15 protein-coding genes and 1 pseudogene are annotated in these 19,970 nt (G+C 57.9%); 8 read left to right on the plus strand and 8 right to left on the minus strand.

Annotated features, from left to right (window positions below):
- The first annotated feature begins 35 nt into the window (after nt 1-35).
- The gene (alr, locus tag GOB93_RS05120; protein WP_173582425.1) at nt 36-1,157 is read left to right on the plus strand and encodes an alanine racemase; all 1,122 of its coding nucleotides are present in this window, start codon (nt 36-38) and stop codon (nt 1,155-1,157) included.
- Between the two features lie 46 nt (nt 1,158-1,203).
- On the opposite strand, the gene GOB93_RS22210 is transcribed toward alr, so the two are convergent.
- From GOB93_RS22210 to GOB93_RS05140, 5 genes and pseudogenes are all read right to left on the minus strand, one after another.
- Complete coding sequence (locus tag GOB93_RS22210; protein ID WP_408742362.1) at nt 1,204-1,515, minus strand: hypothetical protein; 312 nt, start codon at nt 1,513-1,515, stop codon at nt 1,204-1,206.
- Nucleotides 1,516-1,519: 4 nt separating this feature from the next.
- Nucleotides 1,520-1,663: pseudogene (locus tag GOB93_RS21420) on the minus strand (transposase); the annotation flags it as partial.
- Between the two features lie 283 nt (nt 1,664-1,946).
- Nucleotides 1,947-3,548 (minus strand): efflux transporter outer membrane subunit, encoded by a 1,602-nt coding sequence (locus GOB93_RS05130; protein ID WP_173582574.1) that lies wholly within the window; start codon nt 3,546-3,548, stop codon nt 1,947-1,949.
- Nucleotides 3,541-6,654: an efflux RND transporter permease subunit gene (locus GOB93_RS05135; RefSeq protein ID WP_173582426.1), complete on the minus strand. Its 3,114-nt coding sequence runs from the start codon at nt 6,652-6,654 to the stop codon at nt 3,541-3,543. The genes GOB93_RS05130 and GOB93_RS05135 overlap by 8 nt, the downstream gene beginning before the upstream one ends.
- Nucleotides 6,647-7,801: an efflux RND transporter periplasmic adaptor subunit gene (locus tag GOB93_RS05140; protein WP_338422298.1), complete on the minus strand. Its 1,155-nt coding sequence runs from the start codon at nt 7,799-7,801 to the stop codon at nt 6,647-6,649. The genes GOB93_RS05135 and GOB93_RS05140 overlap by 8 nt, the downstream gene beginning before the upstream one ends.
- 415 nt (nt 7,802-8,216) lie before the next feature.
- Here GOB93_RS05140 and GOB93_RS05145 point away from each other — a divergent pair, with 415 nt between their 5' ends.
- From GOB93_RS05145 to GOB93_RS05160, 3 genes are all read left to right on the plus strand, one after another.
- Complete coding sequence (locus GOB93_RS05145; protein ID WP_173582427.1) at nt 8,217-9,458, plus strand: multidrug effflux MFS transporter; 1,242 nt, start codon at nt 8,217-8,219, stop codon at nt 9,456-9,458.
- Nucleotides 9,455-9,751 (plus strand): SelT/SelW/SelH family protein, encoded by a 297-nt coding sequence (locus tag GOB93_RS05150; protein WP_173582428.1) that lies wholly within the window; start codon nt 9,455-9,457, stop codon nt 9,749-9,751. The genes GOB93_RS05145 and GOB93_RS05150 overlap by 4 nt, the downstream gene beginning before the upstream one ends.
- Before the next feature lie 412 nt (nt 9,752-10,163).
- On the plus strand, nt 10,164-11,768 hold the full coding sequence (locus tag GOB93_RS05160) for a GH39 family glycosyl hydrolase (RefSeq protein WP_173582430.1): 1,605 nt from the start codon (nt 10,164-10,166) through the stop codon (nt 11,766-11,768).
- Nucleotides 11,769-11,841: 73 nt separating this feature from the next.
- On the opposite strand, the gene GOB93_RS05165 is transcribed toward GOB93_RS05160, so the two are convergent.
- The 3 genes from GOB93_RS05165 to panS all read right to left on the minus strand — a co-directional run bounded on the left by GOB93_RS05165 (nt 11,842) and on the right by panS (nt 14,556).
- Nucleotides 11,842-12,333, minus strand: coding sequence for a DUF523 domain-containing protein (locus GOB93_RS05165; protein WP_173582431.1), 492 nt, complete (start codon nt 12,331-12,333; stop codon nt 11,842-11,844).
- Between the two features lie 211 nt (nt 12,334-12,544).
- Nucleotides 12,545-13,351 (minus strand): NAD kinase, encoded by an 807-nt coding sequence (locus GOB93_RS05170; protein ID WP_173582432.1) that lies wholly within the window; start codon nt 13,349-13,351, stop codon nt 12,545-12,547.
- Between the two features lie 299 nt (nt 13,352-13,650).
- Nucleotides 13,651-14,556: a ketopantoate/pantoate/pantothenate transporter PanS gene (panS, locus tag GOB93_RS05175; protein ID WP_194299984.1), complete on the minus strand. Its 906-nt coding sequence runs from the start codon at nt 14,554-14,556 to the stop codon at nt 13,651-13,653.
- 198 nt (nt 14,557-14,754) lie between these two features.
- Here panS and GOB93_RS05180 point away from each other — a divergent pair, with 198 nt between their 5' ends.
- From GOB93_RS05180 to GOB93_RS05195, 4 genes are all read left to right on the plus strand, one after another.
- Entirely contained in the window at nt 14,755-16,377 is a 1,623-nt protein-coding gene (locus GOB93_RS05180) for an ABC-F family ATP-binding cassette domain-containing protein (protein ID WP_173582433.1), read from the plus strand.
- Nucleotides 16,378-16,702: 325 nt separating this feature from the next.
- Nucleotides 16,703-17,962 (plus strand): aminopeptidase, encoded by a 1,260-nt coding sequence (locus GOB93_RS05185; RefSeq protein ID WP_173582434.1) that lies wholly within the window; start codon nt 16,703-16,705, stop codon nt 17,960-17,962.
- A gap of 121 nt (nt 17,963-18,083) precedes the next feature.
- A complete protein-coding gene (locus tag GOB93_RS05190; RefSeq protein ID WP_173582435.1) occupies nt 18,084-18,641 on the plus strand; it encodes a hypothetical protein in 558 nt (185 codons plus the stop codon).
- Between the two features lie 402 nt (nt 18,642-19,043).
- Complete coding sequence (locus tag GOB93_RS05195; protein ID WP_173582436.1) at nt 19,044-19,934, plus strand: NUDIX hydrolase; 891 nt, start codon at nt 19,044-19,046, stop codon at nt 19,932-19,934.
- The last annotated feature ends 36 nt before the right edge of the window (nt 19,935-19,970 follow it).

Below are 19,970 nucleotides of genomic sequence, written 5' to 3' on the forward strand. Positions count from 1 at the left end.
TGCGGAGCGAAAGCAGTCGGAGGCAGGACGCAGAGATGGATGTTGCAGCACAGTGGGCCGGGGGCGCCCTGACCATCGACCTCAGCGCCATCGCGGCCAACTACCGGCACCTCACTGAAATCGTTACACGCGGGGGCGCTAAAACTGTCTGCGGGGCCGCCATCAAGGCCGACGCCTACGGCCTCGGAGCCGCCCGCGTCGCTCCCGTCCTCGAAGAAGCCGGATGCCGCCGCTTCTTTGTCGCCCACCTCTCCGAAGGTGCCGCCCTCCGTAATACCATCTCCCGTGCTGTCCCCATCTTCGTACTGCATGGCCCCCCGCCCGGAACCTCCGAAGACCTGCTTGAAGCCGGCCTCACTCCTGTCCTCAACAGCCCCGAACAGCTTGAGGAATGGCGGGTTCTCGCCAGAAAGCGCGGAAAAGCCCTCCCGGCGGCGATCCAGCTCGATTCCGGTATGGCCCGCTTCGGCCTCACTGCCGACACCATTGCGACGCTCGCGGAAACTCCGGACAGCTATACAGGGATCGACCCCGTGCTCGTCATGAGCCACCTCGCCTGCGCCGACACCCCCGAGCACCCCGCTAACACTGCTCAGCTCGACGCCTTCCGTCATCTCAGCGCCCTGTTGCCCGCAGCCCCCCGCAGCCTCTCGGCGTCGTCAGGCATCTTTCTCGGCCCCGACTGGCACTTCGATCTGGCGAGACCTGGTGCCGCTCTCTACGGCATCAACCCGACACCAGGTCAGCCAAACCCCATGACCCCGGTCGTACGCCTCCAGGCCCGCGTCATCCAGACCCGGATCATTCCGGAAGGCCAGTCCGTTGGCTACGGCGCCCTCTTCGTCGCCCGGCGTCCGACCCGCGTCGCCCTGCTCGGCATAGGCTACGGCGACGGTTTCCACCGCTCCACCTCCAACCGGGGCTGCGCCGTCCTTCCATCTCATCCGGACATCCGCCTGCCTATTATCGGTCGGGTTTCGATGGACTCTCTGGCCATCGACATCACCGATCTCGGTGATATTCCGGTTCCCCCCGGTACCCCCCTTGACCTCATCGGTCCCCACAATACGCTCGAAGAGGCCGCCGACGCCGCCGGCACCATTGGCTACGAACTGCTCACCGATCTCGGAGGCCGCTATCACCGAAGCTATGTTTGATGCCTTCCATGTCTTAATTCATGTGCAACCCGACCAGGGCGTGTCGTCAGTTAATTCCGATGATGGCGGAGACGAGTTGCGCTGCTGCGAGGAGGATTGATTCCAGTCTGTCACAGCGTGTTGCAATGTCTCTGAACTGCTTCAGTCTGACGAAGAACCGTTCTTTTTTTATAAAGCTGGAACAGTATTTTCCGTGGATTACGACGGTTTTCCTTGAAGGAATGACTACTGTAATCTGCCGCTCTTCGAGCTTTTCAATGAGCGGTTCGGCTACTGGAAAAATGTTTATAGACGTCTGCGCCGCTGGTGCGAAAGCGGTGTTATCGAGCAGATTTTCCTGCATCTGGCGGCTGATCACGTCAGGGAATACCTGCGCGATAGCGATACAGCACGGCTTCCACAAACAGACGGTTATCTGATGCCGTTCCCCCAACATGACCTTCACGGCCAGGCAGGAAATCCTTTATCCGCTCCCACTGGCTGTCACTCAGGCCATACCGTCGCATTCCCATCTTTCCCCGTCCCAAAAACAGGGAGAAAACATCACAGATCAGATGGAAGTACAAGCCTCATGGCACCGCGCTAACTGACGACACGCCTTAGGGTCTCAGGCCGGACAGCTTACTGACAAAACTGAGCGGTCATATCTCAGGAAGCGCTGGCAGCCCTTATGGCTCCGTAATTGTGACCGCGATCCTGCCAACATCACCAGAGCTCATGCGCCGGTATTGTCAGCCATTTCCAGTGAGATCCCGGCAACCGCGATCTTCGGACAAAGAAAAGCCCCGGTCAGCCCTTTGTCGCCAGAACGCGAGATGACGTGACAGACTGCGATTGTTTGCCGGAGCCGCCGGCTGCTTTGCTGTCAGCCACGTCGTCTGTGCGGTTCCACCAGCCACCGCCGAGAGACTGAAAGAGGCCGACAGTATCGGAGAGGCGGGCAGCGCGAGCTTCGACAAGGGCGAGACGGGTCTGGAGCGAGGATGTCTGGACATTGAGAAGAGCGATCTGGCTGAGAGCACCGAGATGTGTTTCAGCCTTTGAAATGGTGGCGGTCCGGGTGGCCTGAGAGGCGGCTTCACTGGCCTGGGTAAGAGCGTCAGCGTCGTTGTGGACGGCGTTCAGGCTGTCAGCAACATCCTGCACGGCGCTGGCAATAGTGGCGCGGTACTGTGCTGCGGCCTGGTCGTAGCGCAGGCGCGCGCCCTTTTCCTGATGCTGAAGCTGGAAACCATCGAAAAGCGGCTGGGTGATCATGGCGCCCAGGGTCCATTGACCGTAGCCGGGAACGGCCATCTGGGCGATGGTGGCGGCAGCGAAACCGGGTGAGAAGCCGAGCTGGACATTAGGCAGGCGATTGGCGATGGCGACGCCAACCTGGGCACAGGCGGCATGGAAATATTCCTGGGCCGTGCGGATGTCGGGACGCTGGTCGATGAGTTGCGCGGGCAGACTGACCGGAAGACTGTCCGGCAAATGGAAGCGGTCGAGCTCGAATTCCGGCGTCGGGGCATCCGGCATGTCGTTGGCCAGGGCGGCAAGTTCGTCGTGCAGGGCAGCCAGGGTCTGCTGCAGGGGGGGTAAGGTAGCCTTTGTCTGAGCAAGGAGCGTGCGCTGCATGGCGACATCGTTACCGGACATGTTGCCAAGAGCCTGCTGGGCGACGGTCGATTTCAGTATGCGTTCCTGGTCAGCGACCATTTCCTGCGTGGTGCGTATCTGCTGGCGCACCATGGCATAGGAGATGGCAGCGTTGACGGCGGAGCTAGTGAGCGTGAGCCAGGTGGCCTCCAGCTGATAGCGCTGGGCATTCCGCTGAGCTCTTGCGGACTCGATCTGACGCCGTACGCCGCCCCAGAGATCCGGAGAGTAGGAGATGTTCAGCTGGGCGGTATGGATTGTGTAATTCCAGTTATCCGCCATCGGTACGTTAGAGTAGGCGCGTGAGGTCTTGAAACGGGCCGGATTGTACATGCCGCTGACTGAAGGATAGAGCGCGCTCTCACTGGCTTTTTTATCCTGTTGCGATGCCAGAAGAGCCTTGTTGGCAGCTTCCAGGGTCGGGCTGCGTTCCAGGATACGGCGTACGAGCTGATCGAGTTCCGGGTAGTGAAACAGGGTCCACCAGTCGGCGGGGATATCTGCACCGGGGGTGAAGGTCTGAGTATTCCCCTGCAGACGTTCCGAAACTGCACTGATTGCCGGTCTGACACCTCCCTGAATATATCGGGTCTGAGGAGCACCAGGCCGATGGAAGTCGGGGCCGACGGCGCAGGCGGAGAGCAGAGCAGTGGCGGCGAGGAGCAGGCAGGCGCTGCCCCGGGCCGGTTTGCCGTGCCGTTCGGCGTGAGCCTCCGAGCGGATGTGTTTCCCCCTGCCCTGCTCAGTCATCACGACTGTCTCCCGTGGAATCCCGACTCTGTTTGCGGCTGTCTCGTTTTTCGACCCAGGCTTCGAGTTCGGCATAATAGGTAGGCAGGATAAAGAGCGTCAGAATTGTAGCGATGCCGAGACCACCAACAACAACAGTGGCGAGGCCGCGCTGGACGTCGGTTCCGATGCCGGTGGCGATTGCGGCGGGCAGCATGCCGACGGAGGCGACCGTGGCGGTCATGAGAACGGGGCGGAAGCGTTCGCCGGCGCCCTCGAGCACGGCATCACGCAAGCCCATGCCGCCGGAACGGAGATGGTTGATATTCGAGACCATGATAATGCCGTTCTGTATAGCAACGCCAAACAGGGCAATGAATCCAACGGTAGTGGCTACATTGAGGGTCTCGCCGCGGACATGCAGAGCAATGAGGCCGCCGAGAGTGGCGAGCGGCACAACGGCGAGAACCAGAAGCGCCTGACGAAAAAGGCGAAACTCGCCGAAGAGCAGGATGAGCATAACCGCGAACATGAGGGCCAGCGCGATGGTGAGGCGGGCCTGGGCGCGCTGTTCCTGCTGGAAGGTTCCGGCCCATTCAAGGCGGTATTTCGTCGTGTCGAAATGGACGAAGCGGTCGATATGGGCCTGGGCGTCCGGCAGGTATTGCGACAGAGGACGGCTGCCGTTGTTCACGCGGATCGTTATCTGCCGGTGGTTGTATTCATGCGAGATGTTGGACTGTCCGGTTTCCAGTCCGATTTTTGCCAGAGCTTCAAGCGGTATCTGAGCTCCCGATGACCCTGTGAGCGGCAGATGGGCAAGAAGCTGTAGATTCCGCGTCTGATCGTCCTGGAAGCGTACCGTCATATTATAGGTGCGGTCACCGATATAAAGTTGTGAGACGGGCGCGTCGCCAATGCCGTTCTGGACAACATTCATGACGTCAGAGACGCTGACACCGTAGCGGGCCATGGCGGGGCGGTTGGCGGCGATGGACAGTTCCGGTATTTCCGGCCCCTGAAAAATGGACGCATCGGTTGTGCCGGGCACGGTTTTGAGCAGACGGGTGATATCATCGCCGATCCGGCGCATTTCGCGGAAATCATCGCCATAGACACGCAGCACAAGTGGCGAATGGGCGCCCCCGACGAGATCGTTCATGCCGTCTTCAATCGGCTGGCTGATATCGAAACTGATACCGGGAATCTGGTGAAGGCGCTGTCGCAGTTTTTGCTCGAACTGCGCTTTCGTCTCGCCCTTCGGCCAGGTGCTGTACGGTTTCAGACCGACTGGCATTTCAATATGAGACGGCGTCCAGGGATCAGTGCCGGAATCGTTCCGGCCGAGCTGAGTGATGGCGTAGGAGGTTTCAGGAAAGGAGTGGATGGTCCGGCGAATCTCGCTGGCCATCTCGCTGGCCTTGTCCAGCGAGATTCCTGACGGCAGGCTGACCTGAAGCCAGAGAGCGCCTTCGTCGAGCTCGGGAAGAAATTCGCGTCCAACGGTCATGCCGAGGACAAGGACGGCAGCGAAAGCGATGCCACCGCCGGCATAGGCAAGCAGAGGGCGATCGACGAAATGACCGAGCCAGTGTTTATACTGGCGATGAAGCCATTCGAGCGGTTTGTTTCGGAACAGGCGATGCGGCCTGCGCATGGCAAGCCAGGCGAGTGACGGTGTCAGCATGGTCGCGCTCAGCAGGGCGCCGAACAGGGCGAAGCTGACGGTGTAGGCCATAGGACGGAAGAGTTTGCCTTCCGAACCCTCGAACGCGAAAAGCGGGCTGTAAGCCACGATGATGATGAGAGTAGAAAAAAGGATCGAACGACCAATCTGATTGGTCAGCGTCAACACGTCTTTCAGCTCGATCACGTCTTTCGGACGCTCCTCGCGGAGGCGCAGAATGGCTTCGGTAATGACTATGGCGCCATCCACGACCACGCCAAAATCGATGGCACCGAGAGAGAAGAGGTTTGCCGGCATACCAAGCGCGTTCATGACGACGAACACGAAGGCGAGGGCCAGCGGAATGGTAATGGCAGCCACCAGGGCGCTGCGGGGACTGCCCAGGAAAAGCAGCAGGACGATGATAACCAGCCCGACACCTTTGAACACGGTGTCCATCACCTTGTCGGTGGTGGCGTTCACGAGAGTGTCGCGATCGATATAGGGCACGATTTTCACACCCAGCGGGTCAAGCTGCTTTTGGAGTGAGGCGACCTGCTGATGGATGTTTTTCAGCACCAGAGAAGCGTTCTGGCCGGTGAGCATCTGGACGATGCCCTCAATGGTGTCGGGATTGCTATCTTTGCCCAGGATACCTTCGCGGACCTGATGACCAAGCTGGAGCTGGCCGAGATCGCGAAGCTGGACCGGGACGCCATGTCGCTGCGTGACGGCAATATCGGCCATGTCGCCAAGATTGCGCACGAGACCGTTGCCGCGGACAATATAGGACTGGTCGCCGCGCGTGACACGACCACCGCCAGCGTTGGCGTTGTTGTTCTGAATAGCTGTAAGGACGTCGTTGAGGCCGACATTGTATCGCTGGAGCGCGCCCGGTTTGAGAACGAGCTGATATTCTCTGGTGAATCCACCGAAATTGTTGACGGAGGCAACGCCGGGAATCTGCAGCAGCGCGGGCATCACGACCCAGCGCTGGATCTCCGAAAGCTGCATGAGATTCGCGCGGTCAGATTCCAGCGTGTAGCGGTAGATTTCGCCGGACGGGCTCGTGACAGGACCCAGTCCCGGAGTTGCACCGTATGGCACCGTGACCTGGGCAAGCTGCTCGGTGACACGCTGACGGGCAAAATAGACATCTGTACCGTCTTTGAAGATCAGCGTGATGAGGGACAGGCCGAAGGTGCTGGAAGAGCGGGTATCGACGAGACCTGGTGTGCTGGCGAGCTGACGTTCGAGCGGGATAGTGATCTGCTGTTCGATTTCTTCGGCGGCGAGGCCGGGAACCTGTGTCGTCACCATAACAGTGACGGCGGACAGGTCCGGGTACGCTTCGATGGCGATGTTGCGCCAGGAGATAACGCCCCAGATGGCGAGCATGAGGGCGCCGAGGAAGACCAGCCGGCGCTGACGCAGGCAGCCTGCGATGATTTTGTTAATCATCGTTCAGCAGGATAGCGCCTGAGGTCACGATCCGCTCACCAGGATTCAGACCGGAGAGGACCCGACAGTTATCGCCCTCATCGTAGATGATTCTGACGGCGCGCCGCTCGAAGGTGTGGGGTTTTATTTCCACAAAGACGGTGACCGCATCATTGTTCATCAGCAAGGCCGACTGGGGCACGGACAAGGTGGCGGGTTCCGGCTCCATCACGGTCATGTTTGCGTACATATTCGGATGGAGCTTGCCATCCAGATTGGGAAGGATGGCGCGCACGTGCAGGACCTGTGAGTCGGGCTGCATGATGGGCGTGATGCCGGACACGGTGGAATGAAAGATTTTGTCCGGAAAGGCGGGCATGGTGAGGTTGACCGGCTGACCGAGGGCGAGACCCGCGATGTCGCGCTCAGGGACATCAGCGACTGCCCAGACCTCATCAATACTGGTGACGACAACGAGCGTCTGGGTAATGTCGGTAATGTTCATGCCGGCGGTGGCGTTGACGACGCTGACATCACCCTCGATGGGCGATTTCAGTGTCATGACGCCACTGTCGGTGGTGCTTGCAGAAAGGGCGTCCAGTCTGGTCTGGGCGCGATCTTCCTCAGCTTCGGCTTCGATAAGAGCCGTGTTCGCGGATTCGAGATCCCGGGTCGTGCCTCCACCTGCGGAGAGAACCCCCTGGGTACGCTTAAGAGTGCGACGGGCGAGATCAAGGTCGGCGCGGGCCTTGATTTCGTCGGCAGTGGCCTGGGCGACGTCGGCAGAGAGAATATGAGCGAGTTCATCTCCGACCTGGACATGGTCACCGATCTTGACCGTCATATCGATGATGCGGCCTGCGGCAGGTGGCAGGACGGTGACGTTCCGTGCGGGTTCGGCGACGATAGTTCCGGGTGAAGTCGTGCCGCGGTTCCATTTGCTGACATTCACAGTACTGACGACGAGGCGTTTATCGACCGGCGAACCTGGCTCGACGACAAGCACTCCGTTCGGACGGTGCTCCACATCCGGGACTGTTTCGGTCCCGGCAGCTTTCTCACCGGCACGGGCCGGCATTACGGATACGACGAACAACACAGCCGTCAGGGCTGTCATGGCGATACGAAGAAAATGTGGCGACACCAGCGTCCGGGAGCTATCAGACACTGGCCGGAACGCTGTCCCTGAGGCCTGACCGGATTTCGAACGCCCGGATTTCAGACCCCATGTACCGCCATCGTAAAGTGAGTGTGGCAATCGGTCTGCTTCCTTTGGTGACGCCAGGAGACGCACCGGACCGGACGGGCTGTCGACTGCGCCTGAGAGAGACCCTGCACCTAAAACAGTGAAGCCGCCTCTGCAACGGTCTCACAGCGCTTTCAGGCGATACGAGGCGATACATTTTTTAAACTTTTATGTCGACCCACAACCGGATGAGACCGGCGGCGCATCGTTCTGTTCACCATTTTCTGATCTGCCATGCGCTGATCGGGGCCGGCTGCGCGTATGGCACCCGTGGACAGAGCGCTCAAAACGGTCGAATGACCGCCATCCCCTTTCGCCTTTTATGACAGGTCGAAATATGTCGCCCGCGCTTGCGCTTCAGACGATTCAGGCCACTGGTCGTCTGCCGTTTTATCTGATTGCTCTGCTTGGTCTGATTACGGCAATCGGCCCGATTTCGACCGATATGTATCTGCCGGCGTTTCCTCAGCTGGACCGTGATCTCGGAGGCGGGCCAGGTTCGGCGCAGTTCACACTGGCGACGTGGTTTGCGGGGCTGGCGGTGGGACAGTTTTCCTGCGGGCCACTGTCGGACCGGTTCGGGCGGCGGGTGCCTTTGCTTTTCGGGATGGGAATTTACACCCTGGCTTCGGTGGGCTGTGCGGTGACCGGGGATTACCGGGCGTTCTGTCTGTTTCGTTTTCTGGCTGCGCTTGGCGGTTCGGCGGGCAGTGTGGTGCCGCGGGCACTTATCCGCGATGTCGCGACAGGGCGCGAGGGTGCGCGAATCATGACACAGCTGACGCTTATTTTTGGTGTGGCGCCGATTCTGGCGCCATCGCTGGGAGGCCTGGTTCTGGCGGTCGGATCCTGGCGATGGATTTTCTGGATCGCCGCGCTTTATGGCGTTCTGGCGATTACCGCGATCTGGTTTCTGCTTCCGGACACGCTGCCACTGGCAAAGCGGCTTCATCTGCCGCCCGCGGCGATTCTGGCGCGGTATATGGCAATCCTGCGCGAGCCGCATTTCGTTCTGAATGCGCTGATCGCAAGCGCGGGCACGTTTGTGACCTTTGCCTATCTCGGTGGCTCACCGGTCGTATTCGAGCATCTGATCGGATTTACGCCGCAACAATACGCGTTGTTTTTCGGGGCGAACGCGGCGGTATTCATTGCGTCCAATCAGATAAGCGGGCGACTGGTGCATCGGGTGAGACTGGAGACGCTCATGCAGTCCGGCATTTTTGGCACGGCGCTGACGGCCGGCCTGTTCCTGCTGCTGACTGCGACGGGCGTGGCGACTCCGGCACATCCGGCTCTGATCGGAGCACTGATCATGGGCGTGAATGCGGCGCTTGGGTTCGTGGGAGCCAACGCGACGGTCCTGGCGTTCCATCATCATGGCGCTCATGCAGGCAGCGCGTCGGCGATGCTGGGGACAATGCAGTTCACTATCGGAGCGGTCAGCGGCATTCTGATGGGATTCATGCCAACAGATTCCGTGGTTCCGATGGCGGGTGTAATGGCAGTGGGGCCGGCGATGATGCTGATCGCGAACATGCTGAGGCGCCGGTGGTGTGCGGAGGTAACCGAGTCATGACGGACAGTCCGGACGACAGGAATGGGCCGAGGGTGTCGATCCGGTATTGCACGCAGTGCAACTGGCTGCTGCGTTCGGGCTGGATGGCTCAGGAGTTGCTGTCGACATTCGGACAGGCCCTGGGCGAAGTGGCGCTGATCCCGGATACAGGCGGAGTGTTCGAGATCAGGGTCGGAGAGGTTCTTGTCTGGGAGCGGAAACGGGATGGCGGGTTTCCGGGACCGAAGGAACTGAAGCAACGGGTTCGGGATGTGATCGAACCGGAGCGGGATCTGGGACACGTGGACCGATAACAGGCGGGACTCAGAAAGCTGATCAGCGATGTGTCCGGCAGGTGACACCACTGGCACGCATCTGCCCAAAGAGCGTCACATCGGACGCAAACAGGACTTTCCGGTGCGGAACGCCTTTGCGATGCAGCCCTCCGTTCTGGTCCCGGCAAGGTGAGATCTTACCGTAGTCACCATTCTGCGAACTGTCCGGTTGCGTCAGCTCAGATGACATGGTCCGTAGCGAGGGCACCTTATGCAACGAGCCGTGGGAGGGATCATTTTTGCCAGACGGCGTGATTTATGGTTTGAGCAGGGTTGTTGCTGAATCTTGATTTTTACGAACCGTTACAGAAACGACAAAGTCGGGGGTCCGCTTTCCGGTTGCGCCCGACGATGAGTGCCGGTTTCCACTGCAAGGGATCTGCCGACCGCCATGACCGGAAAATATCTGTCACTTCTGATACTGCTCTCCTTCACTGTGATGCTGATACCTTCCGCGCGGGCGCAGACAGAAGAGATCGTGATTGACCCGCAGCAATCCGGAAAACCGTTTCCGCATTTCTGGGAAGAGATGTTCGGATCGGGGCGGGCGGTTCTCGGTCTGCGTCAGAACTATCTGAAGAACATGGCGCTGGTGAAAGGCGTGACGCAGTTCAGCTACGTGCGGTTTCATGGGGTTTTCGGGGATGAGATGGGCATTGTCTCGTTCGGCGATGATGGACGTCCTGTCTATAACTTCCGATATGTCGATCAGATATATGACGAGTTGCTTGCGCGCGGCGTGCGGCCATTTGTGGAAATCGGTTACATGCCGAGCCCGCTTGGATCGGATGCTTTTCGCAGACGTGGCGGTCTGGAGCCGCTGCAGGCGGATGCTCAGAAGCTGCATCGGGTGACAGATTACAGCAGCGGGACGTTCTGGTACCGGGCGAATGTGTCACCACCGGAGAATTACGCACAATGGGATGATCTGATCCGGGCATTTACGCGACATGTTGAGGACCGGTATGGGAAGGATGAGGTCCGGCACTGGTATTTTGAAGTGTGGAATGAACCGAATCAGGCGTCCTGGGCTGGAAACCCGCAAATGGACACATATTTTACGCTGTATGACCATACAGCACGGGCGGTCAAAGCTGTTGATGAGCGGCTGAGGGTTGGAGGGCCGGCGACGGCGACGACAAGCTGGGTACCGGAGTTCCTGGCACATGTAACGACGGCACACAGTCCGATCGATTTTCTGTCCACGCATGTTTATGCCAACGATCCGCCAGAGCGGGTTCCGGTACCGGATGCGCAGAAGACGCCGGCACATATGGTATGCGCGGCAACGGCGCATGTTGCCGATCTGAAGCGGGAAGCAAAGCAGGCACGGCTCCCGTTGATTATTTCCGAATTCGGGGCGGACTGGAACTCTGACGACGGACTTGCGGCCAGTACCTATATCGGTCCGTGGCTGGCACAAACAGCGCATGACTGCGACGGCCTGACGGAGATGATGAGTTACTGGACATTTTCGGATAATTTCGAGGAACAGGGCATTCCGCGCGCGGAACTGCCGGGCGTGTTCGGGATCGTGTCTGAACAGGGAATTCCGAAACCGGCTTTTCATGCTTTCAGCCTTCTGCACAGGCTCGGAGAGAGGCGCCTGCCGGAACGCAACGATGAGGCGCTGGTCACACGGAATGCAGATGGCCGGATGGATGTGGCGCTATGGAACTATACGCCCCCTGATGTTTCACAGACGGCTTCAGTTACGGATGGAAAGAAGAAGATTTTTCATGTGCGGATGCGCTCATCCTCCATTCGGGTGAAAGCGCGGATGTGGCGGGTAGATCAGGCGCATGGAAATGTCATGCCGGCCTGGAAACGGCTTGGCGAACCCGCTGTGCCGACACCGGCGCAGCAGAAATTGCTGCTGCAGGCGGCTGCAGCGGATAGTGGACAGGATATTGTGATTCCGGCTGCGGGGATTGATGTGGCAGTTCCGGCGCATGGGCTGGTATTGCTGGAGGTGCCTCGTGACAGTCTGAACTGATACCAGAGGCTATGCAGACTGATTCTCAAAGGAGTGAAACCGGGCACTGCAAGGTTCGGGTAACGCTCTGACGTCAGAACCCGTCTATCCGTTTTTGCAGGCTACCGATATCAGTGTGACTGAAGACTTCGACTCCGTTCTGACGCAGAAGCGCAGCGGTCGCACCGGTTCCGGGGTGGGTTTTCCCTGAGAATGTACCGTCGTAAATCGTGGTGCTGCCACAGGACGGGCTGTTATCTGTCAGGATGGCGTAGCGGCACTTATGCTGCTGCGCGAGAGCAAGTGCGATCCGTGCACCTGAGAGAAAAAGGGAAGTAACGTCCTGCCCTGTATCTGTGACGATGCGGGCTGTTCCATTCAGAACTTCTTCTCCGGACAGGTTATCTGCGATCTCGGACGGAGAGCGTGGCACACTGAAACCAGCGGCAAGCTCGGGGCAGACGGGAACCAGACGGCCTTCGTTCTGCCATCTGGTCAGGACCGGGTGATGTGCCTGCTTAGCGGTGCCGTTATAGCGGACCGGCTGACCGATAAGGCAGGAACTGATAAGGATTTTTTCTTTCATACCCGGTTATTTTTCATATTCAGATTAATTCCGACAGCTTCTGTGGAGACTATAAGCTAAGACGGCAAATGCTGGCCGGACCGTTTGCATCATGGTCTGCAGTACCGTGAGCGCGATGAAACAGGTGAGCCGGGCAACAGATTCCTGCTGACGGTTATGGCTTTCGGAAGCCGGCTGATCCGGCTTCAGCGCACAAGCCTCCGAGTGGCATCTAAGCTGAAAACTGCTCGGCAATAATACGTTCAGACAGCGTCTGTCCCGGATCGAACAGGACCATGACTGAACGCGTCCGGTTTTCCCGGACTACGACGGATACAACGTCCCGGACTTCGGTAAAGTCGGCAACGGCAGCGACCGGACGTTTTTCTGTCTCCAGAATTGTAAACGTAACCGTCGCTGTCGATGGCAGAAGTGCGCCACGCCAGCGGCGCGGCCGGAAAGCGCTGATGGGCGTCAGAGGCAACAGGTTGCCCGACAGAGGCACGATTGGACCATGCGCGGAAAGATTATAGGCTGTCGAACCGGCAGGTGTTGCGACCAGAACCCCATCACAAATCAGTTCAGGCATCCGCTCGCGCCCATCGACATCTACGCGGATCTTTGCCGCCTGTCGTGTCTCACGGAACAGAAAAACGTCATTCAGCGCATCCGCTTCGTGAATACCTCCGTCGACGCATGTGGCACGCATATGAAGAGGATGCAAGACAGCGCTCTGCGTCGCTACCAGCCTTTCCGGCAGGTTGTCCTCGTCAAACGGATTCATCAGAAATCCAACCGACCCACAGTTCATGCCATAGACCGGAACAGGCCGGTCCATCACATGACGGAGCGTTTCGAGCATAAAACCATCTCCGCCCAGACAGACAATCACATCCGCTGTTCCGACCGGGCAGTTCCCATATCGCTGACTGAGCCTTGCAAGGCCCTCTTCGGCTTTAGGAGTATTTGTTGCAACGAAGGCGAGATTCTGGGGAGGGGCAGATCCTGCCCATGGCGAATCAGTGATGTCGCTGTTCATAGCGAAGATCGTAACATCATAGTCGTCAGGTTCCCCGGATGGCTGCTAATCATTCTATAGCAGAGACAACAGCATTCTCTGCAAGCCGTGTTCGCCGGATGGTCGCCTCAAAAGTCTCCTGTCCATAAACACTGAATCTCATCGCGAAATTCATACAAAGCAGGGTCCCGATCAGCAATATCCTCAGCCAGTCCGCCTCCGGCTGGCTCACTCAGGCTACTGCAACACCCGCTCATCGGTGTCGCACCCGGCAACCACAGCATCAGACGGATTTTTCCAGTGGCTTCCCACGATAAATACTATCGTTTTACCGGGCGATATCTCCAGATCGCGGCGAGTATCGAGCCGGAAATATTGTGCCAGACTGAAAAAATTGCGCCCGGAAGAGCTGCGAGAGGCGAAAAATAAATCCTTCCGAGAGTGGCGGCGAGACCGGAGTTCTGCATGCCGACTTCCAGAGCAAGGGTACGGCATATGCTCTCATTGAAGCCCAAAAGACGCCCACCCCAGTAGCCGCCGAGGAGACCGACAGCGTTGTGAAGAATAACGCCGAGCAGGATAACGGGACTAGCCGTAACAACGGACGGCCCGGCACCGGCGACAACACATCCGATTATTGTCAGGACAGAGAACATAGCGACCGGCGGAAGGACAAATTCGATCCTCCGGATGGTACGATGAAAAAAGATGTTGATAATGACGCCGCCGAGAACAGGAAGCGCGACCATGCTGACAATGCTGCGGAACAACCCCCAGCTGTCTGCGGTGACGCCGGCGGAGACGTAAAGTCGGATCAGTATGGGCGTGGCGACAATTCCGACCAGAGTGGACAGCGCGCTGATGCTGATGGAGAGAGCAACATCTCCGCGTGAAAGATAAACCATCACGTTGGACGCAGTACCGCTGGACACACAGCCGACGAGGATCATGCCAGTGGCGAGAGCAGGTGGCATGGCGAGTGCGCGCGCGATAACCCATGCAGCGAGAGGCATGACAAGGTAATGCAGACCGACGCCCGCCAGGACGGGGAAAGGGCGACGCATAATGCGGATGAAATCACCGGGAGTGAGCGTGACTCCCATGGTAAACATGATGAAAGCGAGGAGTGGTGTCACTGCAGGGAGCAGCCTGACGAACGGTGCCGGAAATGCGATGGCACAGGCGGAGATCAGGATCGCCCAGACGGGAAAAAGGCGTGTCAGCATCGGAGATATTTACGGCCGGGGCTCTGAGCTGTCCGGGACATGGGCGTCTCCGCGGAAGCCGGGATTAAGAATGGCAGCCTTTCAAGCGGTTTAAAGGCGCGCTGACAAGATGGACAACGGGCTGTTTACGGGCTGAGCGGGCTGCGTAATAAGGACACAATCTCTTATTTCACTTCTTTTCCACCGCTCTGAGGACGCATGATCCGTCTCGACAACATAAGCAGGCATAATGGTCATCGGGTGATCTTCATCGAGGCATCGGCAGCGCTTCAGAAAGGAGAAAAAGTCGGGCTGGTGGGGCCGAACGGGGCAGGCAAAACAACACTGTTCCGGCTGATTACGGGTCAGGATGAGCCGGATGAAGGACAAGTACTGACGGATCGCGGCGTGACGGTCGGGTTTTTCAGCCAGGATGTGGGGGAAATGGCCGGACGGAGTGCCGTTGCCGAGGTGATGGACGGGGCCGGTCCGGTGGCGCAGATCGGAGCAGAGCTGGCGGAGCTTGAAGCTGCGATGGCTGACCCGGAGCGGTCTGACGAACTGGACGTCATCCTTGAACGGTTTGGCGAGGTGCAGGCGCGGTTTGAGGAACTGGGTGGGTATGCGCTGGAGGGCCGTGCGCGCGAGGTTCTGCACGGCCTGGGTTTCAGTCAGGAGATGATGGACGGCGATGTGGGGCGTCTCTCCGGCGGGTGGAAGATGCGGGTGGCGCTGGGGCGCATTTTGCTGATGAAGCCGGATGTGATGCTGCTCGATGAGCCCAGCAACCATCTCGATCTGGAAAGTCTGATCTGGCTGGAGCAGTTCCTGGCGGGATATGACGGCGCGTTGCTGATGACATCCCATGACCGGGCCTTCATGAATCGGGTCATCAACAAGGTGATTGAGATTGACGGCGGCACGCTGACGAGCTTTTCAGGTGATTATGAATTTTACGAACAGCAGCAGGCACTGAATGAGAAGCAGCAGCAGGCACAGTTCGACAGGCAGCAGGCGATGCTGGCGAAAGAAGTAGCTTTTATCGAACGTTTTAAGGCGCGGGCTTCTCATGCGGCACAGGTGCAGAGCCGGGTGAAAAAACTGGATAAGATCGACCGGGTTGAACCACCGAAGCGGCGTCAGGCGCTGTCTTTCACGTTTCCCCCAGCGCCGCGTTCGGGAGACGCGGTTGTCAGTCTGAGAGGTGTGGATAAGTGCTATGGCAGTCGGATAATTTATAAAGACCTGGATCTGCTCATTCGCCGGCAGGAACGGTGTTGCGTGCTTGGCGTCAACGGTGCAGGCAAATCGACGCTGCTGAAACTGGTGACGGGAACAACGGAGCCGGATGCGGGGACGGTAACGCTCGGAGGCAGCGTCAGGATGGGATATTTTGCTCAGCATGCAATGGATGTCCTGAACGGCGATCATACGGTATTCGAGACACTGAGCGATGCGTTTCCGCTGGCGGCGCAGGGTTCACTGCGCGCGCTGGCGGGAGGTTTCGGGTTTTCAGGCGACGATGTGGAGAAGATCTGCCGGGTGCTGTCGGGCGGCGAGAAGGCACGTCTGGTCATGGCGCTGATGCTGTACGATCCGCCGAATTTTCTGGTGCTTGATGAACCGACGAACCATCTCGATATTGCGACGAAAGAAATGCTGATCGCGGCGCTGGCCGATTATGAGGGGACGATGCTGTTTGTCTCGCATGACCGGCATTTTCTGGCAGCACTGTCCAACCGGGTTCTTGAGCTGACGCCGGACGGAATTCATCGCTATGACGGTGGATATACCGAATATGTGGCCAGGACCGGGCGGGAGGCGCCGGGTCTGCACGTGTGAGGGCAGCTTTAACCTTGCCGTGTATTCGGAGAATGGCTAGTTGCCTGAAATTTATTGATTTCCCGTTTTACCCGCGTCCGCAGGAACCATTCCGGCCACCTGTTTTTACAGGGTGTTTATCTTATGGCTCCCGGATATTTTCAAAGAAATCAGTGTATTAAATTCCTTAACAAACTCGCCCCATGTGGAATTACATTTCTCATGCGGTCCGCAAACCAGACCCTACCCATCCGGGTTGCTCTTTTTCGCGACGGATGCTCAGTTTCACTTCTGATCCGCTCTGGCTGGCGGCCCGCCAGAACGTAATGAGGAAAGCTGCATATTCATGGTCATACCCTGCCCTGTCGAAAATAAGATTGAAGCCGGAACAGACCGGCTTGCCGAGGCAGCCGTACGTGTCGGCCTGAATGTCAGACACGGACAGCAGGTCATCATCACGGCTCCTCTTGAGGCTGTGCCTCTGGTCCGGAAAATCACGAAACATGCCTACAAGGCCGGCGCCTCGCTCGTCACGACATTCTATGCTGACGATGAAGCCACCCTTGCCCGGTTCAGCAATGCCGCCGAAGACACCTTTGACACCGCCGCCACATGGTTCGCTGACGGCATGGCAGCCGGCTTCCGTGAAGGCGCTGCCCGCCTTGCCATCACCGGAGGAAACCCTGCCCTGCTCAGCGGTCAGAACCCTGATCTTGTGTCACGTGCCAGCCGGGCAGCATCGGTGGCCAATCGGCCCGCTCTGGAACTCATCACCAGTTTTGCCGTGAACTGGAATATCGTCGCAGCAGCCACACCGGCATGGGCTTCACTCGTTTTCCCCGGTGTGCCGGAACCTATCGCTGTTTCGCGGCTATGGGACGCTATTTTTTCTGCCTCACGCATCAACGGCGAAGATCCGGTCGCAGACTGGGCCGTCCATAACGATCAGCTTCATCGCCGCGCGGACTATCTGAATAAGCGCCGCTTTGCAGCACTCCACTTCGCCGGTCCCGGAACCGATCTCACAGTAGGACTGGCCGAAGGTCACTTATGGGCTGGCGGCTCCAGCAAAGCGAAAAACGGAATCCTTTGTAATCCCAATATTCCCACGGAGGAGGTTTTCACTACACCTCACCGGCTTCAGGTAGAAGGCTACGTTCGCAGCACGAAACCGCTTTCATATCAGGGCACGCTCATCGAGGACATTGAAGTGCGCTTTGCCGATGGCCGGATTGTCGAGGCTCATTCTACAAAAGGTGAAAGCGTACTTATGCGTGTGCTTGATACCGATGAAGGCTCCCGTCGACTTGGTGAGGTCGCGCTTGTGCCGCATTCCTCTCCGATCTCTCAGAGTGGCCTTCTCTTCCAGAACACTCTTTTTGATGAAAACGCTGCAAGTCATATCGCTCTCGGACAGGCGTATTCCGAATGCATGACAGAAGAAGGTGGAAAAACCACCGAGGCTCTCGCTGCCCGGGGAGCCAACAGCAGCCTCATTCATATCGACTGGATGATCGGCTCAGGGGAAATCAGCGTTACAGGTCTGGACGCCGCGGGAGGAACTGTGCCGCTGATGCGCGCCGGAGAGTGGGTCACCGCTGTCTGAAAACAAATCCCGGCAGTGAGCCACCGGTTCTCAGAGCAGGCGAAGCCCGGCAGTTCCACCGAAAAATTCACTCAGATACTGACAGAAACGACAACTTTCCGGCAAGGAGAAAATTTTTATCATGATCGCATATAGTCTTATCTCTCGTCAGATCACCGGTTTCGTGCTTGCAGGCATGCTGCTTTCTCCGGCCGCTGCCTTGGCACAGAGCGGACAGATGGATATGCCCGCGCAGCAGGGTCAGCAATCTACGGCAGAGCCCCCTCCTCAGCCTTCCGCAGCAGAAATGGCGCAGATGCGCAAGGATGTTCAGACTGCCGCAGCCTGGCGCCTGCCACCTGACTTCATTCCCCGCATGACCAGTACGCTGCAGGCGCTCCGGAGTTCGGGTCTCCAGCCACCACCGCCCGCCGGACAGCTTTCCCTCGACGCTACCATTCAGCGCGTTAACGGCGTACCCGGCCTGGACCCGCTCCTGAAAGCTCATGGGTTTACAGCCCGTGATTTCGTGATTGGCCTTACCTGCTTTGGAATGACAGTGGCGCTGACTCATAATCCACAGGCTCAGAACTCTCCACAGGCACCAAAACTCAATCCGGCCAATGTTGCCCTCATTAATTCCAGCCCGGAAGGGGTTCAGGCTCTGATGCAGGAGATGAACGCTCAGCCACAACAATAAAAACACAACTCTGATGCGGTAAACTGCCTCCGGAAACTATTACAGGTATCCGTCTTGTACGGCACCTGCAGAGGCCAGTACAGGCAGCCTGGCACTTACAGGTTATAATGGCGCTCCCATGCCTGGAAAAATACGCCATCCTGAAATTCCGTTTTTTTCACGATAGTGTCAGGAAGAAATTGGAGAAATCCACTTCCTGTTCAGTCAGGAGCAGGCGGATATCTGCCTGACAGATATCTTTCCATTCTGTGCTTCCCGGAAAACAGGCAAAAATTTTACGCAGACCTCATGGAAAAGGAAGAAAAATTCTCATTTTCTGGTGGAATTTCGCAGTTATATACATCCTGTGAATCTGTATGGTTATAAGTCTCCTGCGATCTTCGAGTAAAAATTACCTTCCTTATGACTGAAGCAAATCTGTGCAGAACCGATCTCGTTGCGGTGCTCATGACAGTCAGAGACGAAACCCCTCATATACTGACGCTGAGAAACGGCTCTTCCCTCCCGGCCGGCCCGCTGAAATCAGCCCATCGTTCGCTGCAGAAAGGTCTTCGGGCATGGGTTGAGCAGCAAACCGGCTTCCATCTCGGTCATATCGAGCAGTTGTATACGTTCGGTGATACCCAGTGCGAGGATGGTATGCGACTGGTCCGGATCTCTTATATGGCTCTTACCAGCACATCGACCGATGAAGGTGACTGGAGATCGGTCTATGACTATTTCCCATGGGAAGATCGACGACGAGGTGATACGGATGTTATCCTGACGCAAATCGTTAAGCATATTCGCAAATGGTCTGATGGTCGCTCTGATCGCCACCGGCGTTGCGCGATTGCATTCGGGCTTGATAATCACCCCTGGAACGATGAACTCGTCCTTCAGCGCTATGAACTTCTCTGGGAGGCGGGGCTGGTCGCCGAATCTCACATCAAGGGCGAGTTCATTCTCCACAGCCGCGCCATGAGCGACGACTACCGACGCGTGCTGGCGACAGCAATGTCCCGTATTCGCGCGCGTATTCGCTACACTCCAGCCGTATTTGATCTTTTGCCGATGCATTTCACGCTGTTTCAGCTTCAGCAGACCATGGAAGCTCTTGCTGGCCGCTTTATGCATAAGCAAAATTTTCGCCGACTGGTGCTCAGCCAGCATCTCGTCAGTGAAACCGGTAGCTATGAACAGGCAGGACAAGGCAGGCCCGCGCGTCTTTACCGTTTTGATCCCGCGGGATCTGAAAACTGCTATCTGGCCGGCGCCAAACTTCCGCTGAGTCCTGTGACGCTGTCCTCATGAAAACGTGTACATGCATTCTCTTGCATCAACAGAACT

It is taken from the genome of Acetobacter musti, assembly GCF_011516835.1.
Taxonomy (GTDB): Bacteria; Pseudomonadota; Alphaproteobacteria; order Acetobacterales; family Acetobacteraceae; genus Acetobacter; species Acetobacter musti.

What these genes read in the sequence shown, in the direction of transcription:
- alr (WP_173582425.1), top strand. Translation starts at nt 36, where the DNA reads ATGGATGTTGCAGCACAGTGGGCCGGGGGCGCCCTGACCATCGACCTC.
- GOB93_RS05130 (WP_173582574.1), bottom strand. Translation starts at nt 3,548, where the DNA reads ATGACTGAGCAGGGCAGGGGGAAACACATCCGCTCGGAGGCTCACGCC.
- GOB93_RS05135 (WP_173582426.1), bottom strand. Translation starts at nt 6,654, where the DNA reads ATGATTAACAAAATCATCGCAGGCTGCCTGCGTCAGCGCCGGCTGGTC.
- GOB93_RS05145 (WP_173582427.1), top strand. Translation starts at nt 8,217, where the DNA reads ATGTCGCCCGCGCTTGCGCTTCAGACGATTCAGGCCACTGGTCGTCTG.
- GOB93_RS05150 (WP_173582428.1), top strand. Translation starts at nt 9,455, where the DNA reads ATGACGGACAGTCCGGACGACAGGAATGGGCCGAGGGTGTCGATCCGG.
- GOB93_RS05160 (WP_173582430.1), top strand. Translation starts at nt 10,164, where the DNA reads ATGACCGGAAAATATCTGTCACTTCTGATACTGCTCTCCTTCACTGTG.
- GOB93_RS05165 (WP_173582431.1), bottom strand. Translation starts at nt 12,333, where the DNA reads ATGAAAGAAAAAATCCTTATCAGTTCCTGCCTTATCGGTCAGCCGGTC.
- GOB93_RS05170 (WP_173582432.1), bottom strand. Translation starts at nt 13,351, where the DNA reads ATGAACAGCGACATCACTGATTCGCCATGGGCAGGATCTGCCCCTCCC.
- panS (WP_194299984.1), bottom strand. Translation starts at nt 14,556, where the DNA reads ATGCTGACACGCCTTTTTCCCGTCTGGGCGATCCTGATCTCCGCCTGT.
- GOB93_RS05180 (WP_173582433.1), top strand. Translation starts at nt 14,755, where the DNA reads ATGATCCGTCTCGACAACATAAGCAGGCATAATGGTCATCGGGTGATC.
- GOB93_RS05185 (WP_173582434.1), top strand. Translation starts at nt 16,703, where the DNA reads ATGGTCATACCCTGCCCTGTCGAAAATAAGATTGAAGCCGGAACAGAC.
- GOB93_RS05190 (WP_173582435.1), top strand. Translation starts at nt 18,084, where the DNA reads ATGATCGCATATAGTCTTATCTCTCGTCAGATCACCGGTTTCGTGCTT.
- GOB93_RS05195 (WP_173582436.1), top strand. Translation starts at nt 19,044, where the DNA reads ATGACTGAAGCAAATCTGTGCAGAACCGATCTCGTTGCGGTGCTCATG.